The sequence below is a fragment of the Mycobacteroides immunogenum genome, assembly GCF_001605725.1.
In the GTDB taxonomy this organism is placed as follows: domain Bacteria; phylum Actinomycetota; class Actinomycetes; order Mycobacteriales; family Mycobacteriaceae; genus Mycobacterium; species Mycobacterium immunogenum.
In genome coordinates this window covers 1,984,833-1,998,151 of the sequence record NZ_CP011530.1, presented here as the reverse complement: position 1 = coordinate 1,998,151, position 13,319 = coordinate 1,984,833, and the positions used below count along the sequence as shown (strand labels likewise).

Annotated in this window: 13 protein-coding genes; 5 read left to right on the top strand and 8 right to left on the bottom strand. The window is 63.2% G+C overall.

Annotated features, from left to right (window positions below; translation table 11 throughout):
* Nucleotides 1–4: 4 nt before the first annotated feature.
* Nucleotides 5–673 carry a M15 family metallopeptidase gene (locus ABG82_RS09955; RefSeq protein WP_043080069.1) on the bottom strand — a complete coding sequence of 223 codons (669 nt, stop codon included), beginning with the start codon at nt 671–673 and terminating at the stop codon, nt 5–7.
* Nucleotides 674–724: 51 nt separating this feature from the next.
* On the opposite strand from ABG82_RS09955, the gene ABG82_RS09950 reads away from it, so the two are divergent.
* From ABG82_RS09950 to ABG82_RS09940, 3 genes are all read left to right on the top strand, one after another.
* Nucleotides 725–1,759 (top strand): catalase family peroxidase, encoded by a 1,035-nt coding sequence (locus ABG82_RS09950; protein ID WP_043080070.1) that lies wholly within the window; start codon nt 725–727, stop codon nt 1,757–1,759.
* A complete protein-coding gene (locus ABG82_RS09945; protein WP_043080071.1) occupies nt 1,759–2,298 on the top strand; it encodes a cytochrome b in 540 nt (179 codons plus the stop codon). The genes ABG82_RS09950 and ABG82_RS09945 overlap by 1 nt, the downstream gene beginning before the upstream one ends.
* 66 nt (nt 2,299–2,364) lie before the next feature.
* Nucleotides 2,365–3,189, top strand: coding sequence for a glycoside hydrolase family 16 protein (locus ABG82_RS09940; RefSeq protein ID WP_043080072.1), 825 nt, complete (start codon nt 2,365–2,367; stop codon nt 3,187–3,189).
* 69 nt (nt 3,190–3,258) lie between these two features.
* Here the strand turns inward: ABG82_RS09940 and ABG82_RS09935 are convergent, their stop codons facing one another.
* The 4 genes from ABG82_RS09935 to ABG82_RS09925 all read right to left on the bottom strand — a co-directional run bounded on the left by ABG82_RS09935 (nt 3,259) and on the right by ABG82_RS09925 (nt 6,071).
* Nucleotides 3,259–3,810 carry a hypothetical protein gene (locus ABG82_RS09935; RefSeq protein ID WP_054175749.1) on the bottom strand — a complete coding sequence of 184 codons (552 nt, stop codon included), beginning with the start codon at nt 3,808–3,810 and terminating at the stop codon, nt 3,259–3,261.
* Nucleotides 3,782–3,937, bottom strand: coding sequence for a hypothetical protein (locus ABG82_RS28240; protein ID WP_155772770.1), 156 nt, complete (start codon nt 3,935–3,937; stop codon nt 3,782–3,784). The genes ABG82_RS09935 and ABG82_RS28240 overlap by 29 nt, the downstream gene beginning before the upstream one ends.
* Before the next feature lie 100 nt (nt 3,938–4,037).
* Complete coding sequence (locus tag ABG82_RS09930; protein ID WP_043080074.1) at nt 4,038–5,144, bottom strand: GGDEF domain-containing protein; 1,107 nt, start codon at nt 5,142–5,144, stop codon at nt 4,038–4,040.
* Nucleotides 5,145–5,300: 156 nt separating this feature from the next.
* A complete protein-coding gene (locus tag ABG82_RS09925) occupies nt 5,301–6,071 on the bottom strand; it encodes a S1/P1 nuclease (RefSeq protein WP_043080082.1) in 771 nt (256 codons plus the stop codon).
* Nucleotides 6,072–6,187: 116 nt separating this feature from the next.
* Here ABG82_RS09925 and ABG82_RS09920 point away from each other — a divergent pair, with 116 nt between their 5' ends.
* Nucleotides 6,188–6,451, top strand: coding sequence for a hypothetical protein (locus ABG82_RS09920; protein ID WP_043080083.1), 264 nt, complete (start codon nt 6,188–6,190; stop codon nt 6,449–6,451).
* A gap of 8 nt (nt 6,452–6,459) precedes the next feature.
* Here the strand turns inward: ABG82_RS09920 and ABG82_RS09915 are convergent, their stop codons facing one another.
* On the bottom strand, nt 6,460–8,820 hold the full coding sequence (locus ABG82_RS09915) for an arylsulfatase (RefSeq protein ID WP_043080075.1): 2,361 nt from the start codon (nt 8,818–8,820) through the stop codon (nt 6,460–6,462).
* Nucleotides 8,821–8,948: 128 nt separating this feature from the next.
* On the opposite strand from ABG82_RS09915, the gene ABG82_RS09910 reads away from it, so the two are divergent.
* On the top strand, nt 8,949–9,779 hold the full coding sequence (locus tag ABG82_RS09910; protein ID WP_078343483.1) for an RsiV family protein: 831 nt from the start codon (nt 8,949–8,951) through the stop codon (nt 9,777–9,779).
* 395 nt (nt 9,780–10,174) lie between these two features.
* Here the strand turns inward: ABG82_RS09910 and ABG82_RS09905 are convergent.
* Nucleotides 10,175–11,313, bottom strand: a protein-coding gene (locus ABG82_RS09905) for an IS3 family transposase (RefSeq protein WP_095762103.1) whose coding sequence is annotated in 2 segments (ribosomal slippage) — nt 10,175–11,043 and nt 11,043–11,313 — 1,140 coding nt in all. Because the reading frame shifts where the segments join, the coding sequence is not laid out codon by codon here.
* A gap of 270 nt (nt 11,314–11,583) precedes the next feature.
* Nucleotides 11,584–12,969, bottom strand: a complete 1,386-nt coding sequence (locus tag ABG82_RS27650; RefSeq protein ID WP_157847530.1) for a helicase HerA domain-containing protein — start codon at nt 12,967–12,969, stop codon at nt 11,584–11,586.
* Nucleotides 12,970–13,319 lie beyond the last annotated feature (350 nt).

The following is a 13,319-nucleotide window of genomic DNA, read 5'->3' as shown; positions in this document are numbered from 1 at the left end:
CTGATCAGTTCACGGGCGCGTTCAGGAACGGGCGGCCCTCGCCCGCGCCGGGACCGTCAAAGTGCCACCACTCCCCCGAATACACCTGCAGCCCACCGGCTTGCATGGCGGCGCGCAGCCGTGCCCGGTTGGCCTGCTGGTCCGGACTCACCCCGTCGGTGGCAAAAGCCAGCGAGCGCGGCGAGAAATCATCGAAGCCGGTGCCCATATCGACCAGGCCGCGTGCGTTGGCCAACGTGACGTCCACCGAACGTCCGGCCTCGTGGCTGCGGGCGTACTGGCTGGGCTTGGCGACCCAGTTGGGGTTGGGCACCACCTGGAACATGCGGACCTGCACCTCATGCGGGCGGTAGCAGTCCCAGAAGACCAAGCGCTCGCCGTTGGTACGCAGCTTGTCGGCGGCGGTCTTGAGGCCGGGCGCCATCGACTCGTGCACCAGGCAGCGCGCGTCGGCCGGATACAGCTGCACACCGGTGAAGTTGTTGGTGGTGGCGTAGCGCAGATCGATGACGGCGTCGGGCACCACGGTGCGCACATCGAGCAGCCCGGCGGCGCGGGCGGCCTCACTGACGGGCGGGATGTCGGGGTCGGCGCTGGCGGGGGCGAGCTGGCCGAGAGCACAGCCGATACCGAGGGCTGCGTACCCGAAACCGAGGATCAGACGCTTCATCATCTCTTCATTGTCTTCATTGGACCTTCAGATTCCGGTATTACCCTCACATTCGTGGTCACACAGAAGCTGGATCGCCGCATGTTCGTGGGTCTGGTCGCTGCCGGAGCCGTCACCGTGACGGGGCTGGGTGGCTTCTTGGCGTTGGAGGGGCGGGTCGGCTCCCGGTTGACCGGGCGCTCGTTCATCGACCTGTTCGAGACGACGGGCGGAAAGTTCGTCGGATATCGCCGCAATCACGCCAAAGCCCTTGCGGTGTCGGGACGTTTCGAGAGCAACGGCGCGGGCGCGGAGATCTCGTCGGCCTCGGTGTTCACCAAGGGTGTGTACCCGGTGGCCGGGCGGTTTTCGGTGGGCGGCCAGAACCCGCATCAACCCGACAACGGCTCCGGACAGGCACTGGCCCTGGAGTTTTCACTCCCCGGCGGGGAGCAGTGGCGCACCGCGATGGCCGCGGCCCCGGTCTTCATGGCCCCCACCCCGGAGATGTTCTTCGGGCTGCTCTCGGCGCGGCTTTCCGGGGATAAGGATCGGGTAGCCGCGTTCATGCGGGACAACCCACCCGCCGCGGCCGCCCAGAAGCTCATCGAGGCCGGCCCCAAGGCGGCGTCGTTCGCCGAGGCGAGCTATTCGAGCCTCAACACCTTCATTTTCGTCACCAAGAATGGAGCACGCACGCCGGTGCGCTGGCGGGTGGTTCCCGACGGGAAGCCTGCCGGAAACCCGGCGAAGAATGGCCCGAACTGGATGTTCGAGACACTGGCCCGGCGGGTGCGTTCCGGCGAGCTGCGCTACCGGCTGCTGCTGCAGCTCGGGGTCCCCGGGCAGGATCCGACACACGATCCGACGCTGCCGTGGCCGCCGGACCGCAGGCAGATCGACGTCGGGACCCTGGTGCTGGGGCATGCGATACCGCTGGAGCAGGAACACATCCGGGACACCAACTTCGATCCGACGGTGTTGCCCAAGGGAATTGAGCTGTCCGATGATCCGATTCTGGCGGCCCGCGCGGCGATCTATGCCGAGTCGTATCGGCGGCGTGCGCGGGAGACTCCCGCGCCGGTGGAACAGTTCGGGCAGGACATGTGATGACGGAATCCACCACGTCCCCGGTCGATGAGCGTTTCGGGCTGGCGGCGCAGTTACTGCACTGGCTGATGGCGGTCGCGATCATCGCGATGCTGGTGCTGGGTGCGCTGCTCGTCGGGTCGCTCGGCGACTACCCCATGGTACTGGCCTGGCATAAGACCATCGGCGTGCTGGTGCTGGTGCTGGCGGTGCTGCGGATCGGGAACCGGATCTGGCACAGGCCGCCGCCGCTGTCATTGGCCGGGCCGGAACGGTTGATCGCAGCGGGCTCCGAGCTGGCGATGTACACGCTGTTCCTGGCGCAGCCGGTGATCGGGTGGGCGCTGGTGTCGGCCTCGGGGGTGCCGGTCGAGATCGCCGGACTGAGGTTGCCGTCGATCACACCCTCCAGCGTGCAGTGGTACGGCTTACTGCGCGAGGCGCACGCCTGGGTGGCGTATGCGTTGCTCGCCTGCATAGTTGCCCATGTCAGCGCCGTACTGATTCACACAATCGGGTTGCGGGACAAGCTGCTGACCAGAATGCTGCCGCGCCACTAGCAGCCAAAACGGCCGGGGCTGCGCCCACCACCAAGGAACAACCATTATCGTTTCGGGGTGCCTGAAATGGATCGCCGTAAATTGATACTGACCATGGGCTTCGGCATGGCCGCGGCTGCTTTGCCCCTCCCCAAGGCTCAGGCCGATCGGGTGCATCCGCCTGCGGCACCGCCCGACGCCCAGGCCAGCGGTTTTATCTTCCGCGACGAGTTCGACGGGCCCGCGGGATCGGCGCCCGATGGCTCCAAGTGGGTGGCCGCGAAGTTCCGCGAGAAGATCAAGAACCCGGTGTTCTGGGATCGTCCCGAGAACATGGGCGAGTACCGCGACAGCCGCACCAACATCTTCCTCGACGGAAACTCCAACCTGGTGATCCGTGCGACCAAGGAAGGCAACAAGTACTTCAGCGGCAAGCTGCACGGCACCTTCCGCGGCGGTATGGGCCACACCTTCGAGGCACGCATCAAGTTCAACTGCTTGACCGACGGATGCTGGCCGGCCTGGTGGCTGCTGAACGACAACCCCGAGCGTGGCGGCGAGATCGACATGGCGGAGTGGTACGGCAACCGTGACTGGCCCTCGGGCACCACGGTGCACGCGCGCCTGGACGGCACCTCGTTCGAGACGCTGCCCGTGCCTATCGACAGCAACTGGCACACCTGGCGCTGCACCTGGACCGAGGCCGGGCTGTACTTCTGGATGGACTACCACGACGGCATGGAGCCGTACCTGACGGTCGACGCCAATTCCCTTGACGATTGGCCGTTTAACGATCCCGGCTACACGCTGCAGCCGATGCTGAACCTGGCCGTCTCCGGTTCCGGCGGCGGCGATCCGGCCGGTGGCTCATACCCGGCGGAGATGCTCGTCGACTACGTGCGCGTCTGGTAGTCGAGCGGAAAGTTGTTGGCGGCGGCCCGGATATCCGGGCCGCCGTCTTTTTTTGCGCGCGGGCGCCGCTCAGAACCTGCTGGACAGTTCCAGTCCTAACGACCCCGACAACAGGACGATCGCGAGCACCTGAAGTGCCAGACCGCACACGACGAGATTGGCTTTGATGCCGTTACTTTCGCGCAGCGAGCAGATCGAGATGACTTGCCAATGTACCCAATTGCGGGCAGCATCGTCCGCGGTTCGCGACCAGTTACTTTTGCCCTCAAGGCTTTTCAGCGTCGCGCGGTCCATCACCGTGTAGCCGAATCCATAGGTCTGCACAAAGATCGCACACGTGGCCGAGGCGATGAACGCCAACAACGCGCCGAGCAGGATCATGAAGGAGCAGTGGTCGCGAAAGACATAGTCCTTCCCCGCCAGCAGCACCATGACACCGCTCACCAGGGTCAGCAGGGAGACGCTTGAGGTCACCAGGACAGCGCCCCTGGCTTCGAGCGTCTTCTTTCGATCGAACTCGGTGGCCAACAGGCTGGCCACCATCAACTGGTAGACCTTGCCCGCGGGTGAGATGAATTCTGCGTCTGAGGTATTAGAACTGCTGGACGTTTCCGCTGCCATCGGCCTGGCCGAACTTCTGCTTCTCGCTACTGCCCCACGGCTCCCACGTATCGTCTGACGCCGGCCTGGTCGGCGAGGAGGCGGGAGGCTTGTCGGGCACTTCGTTACTACCCTGAATCTCGGTCATGAGACCGCGCCCTTCATGTGAACCCAATGCCGAACGAACACGCTCAGCGTGGGTAATCATCCCACCGCACGAGATGACCGCGAGCCCGAATCACCAACATTTAGCGGGGTGGATGCTGCTCTATTCCGGCGTCCTTTTTCGCGTGGTACATCGCGCCGTCGGCCTCCACGAGCAGGTACGGAACCACCGAGGCCAGCGAATGCGTCACCGTCCGGTCAGATTCGGGCAGCACCACGCCGGCCACGCCGACGCTGGCGGTCACGGGCAACCCGTCGTCGCCGCTGAGCGCCTCGCGCACCGCGGTCCGGTAGTCCAGCTCGCGCGGCGAATCGGTGAGCGCCACAATGCCGAACTCGTCGCCACCGAGCCGGGCCAACAACGCGTCCGGCCCGGCCACCGCGCGCAGGCGTTCCGCGGCGCGGCGCAATACCTCGTCCCCCACATGGTGGCCAAAGGTGTCGTTGACCGACTTGAACGCATTGAGGTCGACGACGGCGACCACCACCTGCATGCCGGGCACCCCGGCCCACGTCGCGTAGGCCTCTTGCAGGCCGCGCCGGTTCAGCAGGCCCGTCAGATGGTCGTGACGCGACAGGTGGTCCCTCCCGACGGCATGCTCGGCGAACTGGCCCTTGCCCAAGTAGATGAGCCATCCGGCAATCACATTGGCCAGCAACATGGTAAACACCACCGAGGTCAGCACCGTGGCGCTCACATCGTGGCGAAGGACCGCGCCGATCACCGCCAAGGCGGTCCCGGCCGCCGTCACCAGGGTCTGCACCACCACGGCCAGCCGGCCGTGCAGCACCGACACATAGGTATTGGCGGCCAATAACCAGGCCAATTTCACAAAGGCCGCACCGGAACTCGTCACCACCCAGATGCCGATCAGAATGGCGACGTCGCAATAGGTGACGTAGGCAATGGACTCCACGTAGCTAACCGGCCGCCGCAGCATGTAACGGATTCCCCAGCCGAATGCCGGAAGGGCGAGACCGATACACAGCGCGGGCATGATCGACAATCCCGCCGAGGCCATCAGAATGGCCGACGCGCCAATGACTGTGATCGATATGGCCGTGACCTGGGAGACCGCCCGCTGTAGCCGAACCTGTTCCAGGAGGTCGTTATTGGCCTGGTAGACCCTGCTACCCCGCCCATGCCATCCCGCGCCCGCATCCGCCCGACCCGGATATGTGGTATTCACTTATCGCCCTTACTCAAGCAACCATCGACACACCGCAAACCGACATTGCCCGACCCAATCAGCGGCCAGCCAACTGTGGTCACCGCCAATCCCCAATTGAGGCATAGTAGACCATTCCGGTGACAGGTATTGACGGCCTAAGGCGCGCCCAATCCGCTAGGTCAATGTGGCATTGATCAAGCGCGCCAGACGCTCGCCGGCCAGACGCAATTGACCCTCGGCGACCGGGCGGTATTGGTTGGTGTACTCGGCACCGATGGTCGAGGTGCTGGGGTACACCCCGACGGCGATCTGGCAGGTGTCCTGCGCCCAGCCGGCGGGATCGGTGCCGCCGAGGTCCGGTGCAGGCAAGCCCTGGATCAACTGGGTGTACTGGGTGTCATTCAGACCCCGGGTACCCAGTAATCCGCTGTCCCACACCGAATGCAGATTGGTGCGCCTGCCGTTGTAGGTGAGCGGGATGTCGTTGCCGCCGCGGTCACGCGAGTAGGCGTCATGCATGGGCTGATGGATATCGCCGACGAAATGCACCACGAACTTGAGCGCCTCCGCGCGCTCGGCATCCGTTTTGGTGGTGTCGCCCAGGATCGCGGTCTGGGTGCGAATGGCCTCGATGACGTTGTTGCCGTTGTCGCCATTGATCCCGGGCACGTATTGGCAGTTGTTCTCGGCGATATCGGCGTAGTGCCATGGTGCGGTCTCTGGGCGGCTGGGACGCACCTGGTCGGCCCAGTTCGCAACGCCGGCCAGCGTGGGAGTGGCCTCGCCCGCCAGCAGGCGGGATACCTCGGCGCGGGCCGCGGGCGAAAGTCTCGCGTCGGCGACCGCTCCCACGACGGTGTGCCCCTGCGGGCCCCAGGCCGCGGCCAACGGCGCCGTCACCAGTAGCAGGGTGGCCGCAACCACCAACGCACCAAGCCTTTTCATCACCACGTAACGGTGACACAGTGTGGGCGCGAGGGCGTGGGTAGGCGCCTACTCGATCTATGAATTGGTCAAGTTGTAGCCGCCCTGAAACCGTGCCAGCGCGTAGCATCCCGTTCGTGAGCATCTGGCGGCGTATCGACGGCAAGCACACTGGCGTGGGCCGGGACGAGCCCACCGCCGCCTGCGGTACCGACACGGCCGAGGCCGCCGCACCCGGACCGATCTACATCTGGGACGGCACGCCCCCCGAAGACCGCACGGGCGGATTCGCGATCGACGAGTACCACCCCGGGTCGGCGGTGACCGGCCACATCGTGATCGAGGCTGCCGCCAAGCCACCGTTCGGTGAGTGGGAACAGCTCAGCCAGTGGCCCGCTTAGTCTTTGACTCAGTCTTTAGCGAAGGCGATGGCGAGCTTCTTTTCCAGGTTTTCGTAGGGCTCCCCAGAGATGTCGACCACCACCTGGGCGATGGTTCCGCCGCTGAACGGGTAGGGAGCCTTGTACTCCGAGGACACCGCCGATCCGCTGTTACGTCCGATGGACAGGCTGGCGCCGGCTAAACCGAATGTGCCCGGGTGAATTTCGACGCCCGTGAGTGCGCCGACGGGGTCTTCGTCAATGAAAAGGGTCACGTCGCCGATCGGGGTATGGCTGCCCGGCACGGTGCCGGTCTTGGCGAAGCGGGCACCGAGCACGTGCGAGCCCAACGGCACCGCACTTTCTGAAGAAACCTTCTGCTCCTTCTCCCCCATGAAGTTGTAGATGTAGTGCAGCGTGGAGTTTTGGATGAACAGCACGTGCCCGCCGTGCGCGCCGCCCTGTTTGAAGATGACACCCTCGGCTCCCGCTGCCGTGGTGACCTCGGCAAGGACCGAAAAGGATTGGCCGCGAATGTCGACGGCGGCGCCGATGCCGAGTGCGGCGGTGTTCGGGTAGTAGGTGAAGGACTTGCGCTCCCCCACCAGGTAGGGCCGCCACCGGGTGAGGGTTTCCAGAATGTTCAGGTCGGCCAGCGGCAGGCCGTTGTACTTGGCGGCCTCATCGAACCAGAGTTGTTTGAGCTCTTCGAGTTTCTCCGGGTGGGCATCGGCGAGATCGTGGCATTGGCTGCGGTCGGCTTCGATGTGGAACAGCTCCCAGCGGTCCTTGTCGAAGTGCGACCAGCCCGAGGGCGTCGCGGCATGCACGGTATTGGCGAACCAGCCCTGGTGCCAGATACCCCGGGTGCCCAGCATGGTGTAGAACTGGGTGTCCTTGCCGGTGTCGGCATTCGGATCTCGCAGGGCCGCGGTGAAACTGGTGCCGTCGAGCGGTTTTTGGGCGACGCCCTTGACAGCCTCGGGCGGGGTGATACCCAGCAGGTCGTAGATGGTTGGGGTGATGTCGCAGACGTTGATGTAGGTGTCGCGAACCTCGCCGTGGGCGGTGATTCCCTTGGGCCAGCCGATGATTGCGGTGTCGGCGATGCCGCCCTCATGGGAGGCGTAGCGCTTGTACAGCTTGTAGGGGGTGTTGAAGGCCATCGCCCACCCGATGGGGTAATGGTTGTAGGTCTCGGTGCCGCCGAGGTTGTCGTAGAAGCGCAGACTCTCTTCGACGGTGTCGATGTAGCCGTTGAAGAACTTGACCTCATTGACCGAGCCGTTGGGGCCGCCCTCGCCGCTGGCCCCGTTATCGGAGATCACCACGATGATGGTGTTGTCGATCTGGCCCGACTCCTCCAGATAGTCCAAGATGCGGCCGATCTGATCGTCCGTATAGCTGAGGAACCCGGCGAACACCTCGGCCATGCGGGAGAAGAGGCGCTTCTCCTCGTCGTTGAGCGAGTCCCAGGGGCGCACGGTGTCTTGCAGCGGCCAGGGTTCGCCGTTGGGGCCCTTGACGTCCAGATATGGGTTGACGGGTGATAGTTCGGTGTCGGGTGGGACGATGCCGAGCTTCTTCTGGTTTTCCAGCACGATCTCGCGGTACAGCTCGTAGCCCATGTCGAACGTGCCGGTGTACTTGTCGGCCCATTCCTTGAAGACGTGGTGCGGGGCGTGGCCGGCGCCGGGGCACACGTAGGAGAACCAGGGTTTGTCGGGGGCAATCACCTTGGCGTCGCGGATGAATTCGATGGTCTTGTCGGCGATGTCCTTGGACAGGTGGTAGCCCTCTTCCGGGGTGGCGGGCGGCTCCACGGGATGGTTGTCGTAGACCAAGTCCGGGTACCACTGGTCGGTCTCACCGCCCATGAAGCCGTAGAAACGTTCGAATCCTCTGCTCAGTGGCCAATGCCTTTTGGTGGCAGCCAAATTCGACTCTTCCAGCGGAGTCAGGTGCCACTTGCCCACGCAGTAGGTGTTCCAGCCCTTCTCGGCCAGTACTTCGGAGAGCAACGCGGTGTCGAACGGGATGCGTCCGCTGCAGTTCGGGAAGCCGTCGGTGAACTCCTCGATGGTGGCCATGCCGACGGTGGTGGCGTTGCGGCCGGTGAGCAGCGAGGCACGGGTGGGTGAGCACAGCGCGGTGGTGTGGAACTGTGAGAGCCGCACGCCGCGTTCGGCGATGCGGCTCATGGCGGGCATCTTGACCAATCCGCCGAAGCAGTCCCAGGTGGCGATGCCGGTGTCATCCCAGACCAGATAGAGGACATTGGGCGCGCCCTCGGGCGCGGTGGGCGCCGCGTAGGGAGTCCAGTCAGGTTCGGAATCCCTTATGTCCAAGGCGATTTTGCCGTTGAATCCGGTGTCCGGCGATCCCGTCATGGCTGCTCCCTAGTAGGGGTTCAAGATCCAAGAACGGTGTGATCGTAGCGAGGTGGCATGGCTGCCGAGAGGGCTTTGATCTCACCGGTCCGGGCACTTGGTTCACCTTGCGAAGTTAGAGTGCACACGTGCCCTACTTATCCATGCGCTCGATCAGCGCGTCCGTGCTGGTCACGGCTGCCTCCATCTTCGGTTTTTCTGGTGTGGCGGGGGCGGCACCGCATGATTACTGCGGCGACTTGAAGGGCACCAATACCGGCAAGGCATGTGAGATCCGCCTCTCCGATACCGGATACAGCGTCGACGTCACCATTCCGCTGAACTACCCGGACCAGAAGTCGATCGCCGAATACGTGGCCAAGACGCGCGATACTTTCGTCAACGCGGCCAAATCTGGCGGAGCCCGCAGTACGACGGCTCAGTTGAGCATGAAGCCGTCGGAATACAACTCAGACCTGCCCCCGCGCGGTACGCAGACCGTGGTGTTCAAGGTGTACCAAAACAGCGGGAACGGGCAGCCGCAGACGGGGTACAAGGCGTTCAACTGGGATCAGAGCTATCGCAAGCCGGTTCTCTACACGGTTCCCAAGGACGACAAAGACGATGCGCCGCTGTGGCGGGTGGACGATCCGCTGAAGACCGTCGCGCCGATTGTGCGGGCTGTGCTGCAGCAGCAGTTGGCCCCGCCGCCCGTAGCGACTCCCACGCCGACCACGACTTCGGGGCAGCCGACTACCACCACATCGACCACCTCGACGTCTACTACGCCCCCACCGCCTCCCCCGCCGCCGTTGCCGTTCTCACCGGCGACGCTCTACGACCCCGCCAACTACCAGAACTTCGCGGTGCTCAACGACGGGATTCGGTTCTTCTTCGACCAAGGCGCGATACTGCCCGACTCGTACGGGGCGTTGCAGGTGTTGGTGCCGCGGTCGGCGATTGACCCGATGATTGCGTAGGACTTTCGATACCTTCCCTTCGGTCGTCCTCCTCTGATCTGCACTTGATATCTGCACCCACCTGTCGGCCCTGACTGATGCAATTCCCATCGCGCTGGATGTCGCAAAACCCCGCTAGTCGAGAACCCCGGGAAGCGTGGGTACGATCGTGCTCCATCAACTCGACCGGACCATATTTGAGATTGGCCCGGGTTGATCACTGATGCGGGGACGAATCAAACAATTGGGATCTACTCTGCTGATCGCGCAATACCGGAAGCATTTCAACTTCGCGGTAGTGTCGGATCCGAATTACCGCGCCGCCCTCCGCAAGATGACTGTTCCGAAGGGACAAGTCTGCTCGGCTGATTGAGGTCGGTACCCAGTTGAGGGGGACCCGTTTGGTGGTCCAGTCGCTATGCGACTTGGGGTTGGTGGGTCGTGGTCCACTGTAGAGCGAACTCCGCTGGGGTAAGTTCGCCGTGGGCGGAGTGGGGTCGGTTGGCGTTGTAATCGCAGCGCCAGTCCTCGATGATCACCCGGGCCTCCAGAAGCGAGTCGAAGCGCCACGAGTTGAGCAGTTCATCACGCAGGCGGCCGTTGAAGGATTCGATCCAGGCGTTCTGCCACGGCGAGCCGGGATCAATGAAAAGGGAACCGGCACTGTTGAATCGGCACCAATCGCTCACGGCGTGGGCCACGAACTCGGGCCCGTTGTCGAAGCGCACGTAGTGCGGCGCCCCGTGGGTGAGGGCCAGGCGATCCAAGACGTCGACGACGCCGTCGGCGTTGATGGCGCGGTCGACCTCAATCGCGAGTGCTTCGCGGGTGAACTCGTCGATGACGTTGAGCATCTTGAGGATGCGGCCATCGGCGGTCGTGTCGAACTGGAAGTCCATCGCCCAGATCACGTTCGGGCGGATCGGTGACATCGCACCCACGGCGACACCGATGCCGGTCAGCCGCTTCTTGCGGCGGCGCTGTGGGACCCGCAAGCCCTCTTCACGCCACAGCCGGCGGATGCGCTTGTTGTTGGCTTTCCAGCCGGCCTTGCGGGCCATCTTGGCTGCCCGTCGCCACCCCCAGCGAGGTCGATCGGTGGAGAACCGGCGCAACCAAGCCCGCAGCTCGGCCTCCTCGGTGGCGATCGGCGCCGGCGTCAGGCGCATCGTGGAGCGGTGCAGACCCACGACCGTGCAGGCGCGGCGTTCAGACACCCCGAACCGCTCGCGCAGCACCGTGACGGCGCTGCGCTTGCGGTTCGGGGTCAGAAGTTTCCCGCCGAGATCTCCTTGAGCATGTCGATGTCGAGGGCCTGGTTGGCGACCATCTTCTTGAGCCGGGCGTTCTCGGCTTCGAGTTCTTTGAGACGCTTGGCGTCGTTGGCCTTCATGCCGCCGTACTGGGCAAGCCAGCGATGCCACGTCGACTCCGCGATCTCTAGGTGTCGGCACACCTCGCTCAGTTCCTGGCCCGCTGCAAGGAGCTTGTTGCCCTCGGCGAGCTTGCGGATGATCTGGTCCGGGGTGTGCCGCCGGCGCTTGTTCGATGCCATGTCGTTGTTGATTCTTCCTTGCCCGCAGACCGGGCAACAGAGTCGCACAACGACTGGACCACTACGAAGGGCTCACCTCACAGTCGCCAAGGACCGAGGCGCCGATCCCGCAAGCGCTGAATATATACTGAGAGTGGGCGACAGTGAAGCAGGACTATCTGCTTCACGCCTCTCTTTAGTCGTTCCTGAACCTACTCACCCGTACACGTCGTACTCAACCCGTACACCTCGTTTCAGCAGCGAGTATGAGTCGCCAGTCGTCGGGGGTACCTACGGGTCAAGATCCACCACCACTGGCGTTCCCGTGCTGAATGCAGGGCCAACACATACTGCTTGGAATCTGGACAGCGATGACACGACGTCGCGGAACTCTCGCCCGAGCACGCCCTCGATGTACTGAAGGCTGGTCTCATCGAGCGTACGCAAGACAACATAGCTCTCACACTGCGAGAGTGCTGATTTACTGATCACCGCAGTTCGCTGCGACACGAGGACGAAACTGAGCCCAAATTTCCGTGCCTGCAGGATGTAGCGACAGCTCGTCGCCACAAAGTCAGACTCGCTACGCGTCGCCACAAAATTCCACTCAGGCAAATAGGAGTGGGCCTCCTCCAGTAGGAGCGTCCTTCTGAGCGGCTCCCCACTGACATATTCCGAATTTGCCTGTGTCATAATATCTTTAATAAACTCAGAGGCCTTTTGCGCTAGAACACCAGACGGCTCGTAAACCCACGAACCTCGTGTCGACAGACCCACCGGAGACTGCCACGGCTTTAATCCGAAGCGGGACTTGTACTCACCGGTGCCGTCCATAGCGATTACTACCGACTCTTTTGCGAGAAGATTCAACACCCTGCGGGCAACTGTCGTCTTGCCCATGCCGGACATTCCGAGAATGGCAAGGTGGTGTGCGCTCAGCTGCTCAGCCGAAATCCCAAAAGGCACTTCAGTGCCCGAAATTTTGCCGATTCGGCCATAGCCATTAGGCAACGTTCCTGAGACAGCATCTGCCGGAAACACTGGCACATATGGCGCTGGCAACGCAGCGTTCCGAACAATACCCCCGGGCTCGACCGTGCCGAGCATCACCGCCGTTCCATGCTCCGCGACCACAGAAGAACCGTCCCACACCTCCCGTGACAACTCGCGACCCAGGACTTGATACAGGTACTTTCGACCCGTTGCTGAATCCTGCCAGTACACCGTGTCGCCTCGGGCCAACGAGCCAAACAACCGCAAGCTCAAGTTTAGATCCGTTGAGCCCTCAGCCACGATCGCAACCGCCTGCGTCGCTGAAGATGCAGCAACAACCGTGCATTGCTGACCACTGCGTTGCGCTACGTCGAACCAAGGCCGCTCCAGTGCGACTCGGATGCGATTTCCCCCTTTATGGGCAAGATTTCCGATTACGACTCCTCGGGAGGCGTGAATGCCCTCGACATCGACGGCGGACCCCGGTACGAAACGCTGATCAGTAGTAAGCAATACGACGTTGGGCTCGATAGCTGTTTCCAACGTCGCAAGTCCGCCAAGAGCTGGCGCGACGGCGATAAACAGGCGATACCAATCGGGAGACGCGAGCACGAGGGCAAGCAATGCTCCGATCGCAAGCGGGGTCGCGCCGACGAGCGTGCCCCCGCTTGCTTTGCGAATCACCTCGATTAAGACAGCTGACGTCCCCAACCAGAGTGGACGGCCGAATCGAGTGGCGATCCAATGGGTAGCATCTCGAAGTCGTCCTTCCCCACTGGCGATTGATAACGCTGAGGTTGCAAATACGGCTACGGCTAAGCCAAAGTAGACGGCCCATAGGGGTTCGACACCCTGACGATTGGCTGTCAAGCCAGCGCCTAATGCTCCGAGGCTGAACAACAGCGCACCGGTGACCCCGGTAAAGTAAGGTTCGACGACAGCGATAGTCAGAGCGGTCGTCGCGCCTACCCAAAACCACCACTGTGCAAGTGGATTAGTTGAGGCAACCAAGCACGCCCCCGCTAAGGCGGCGA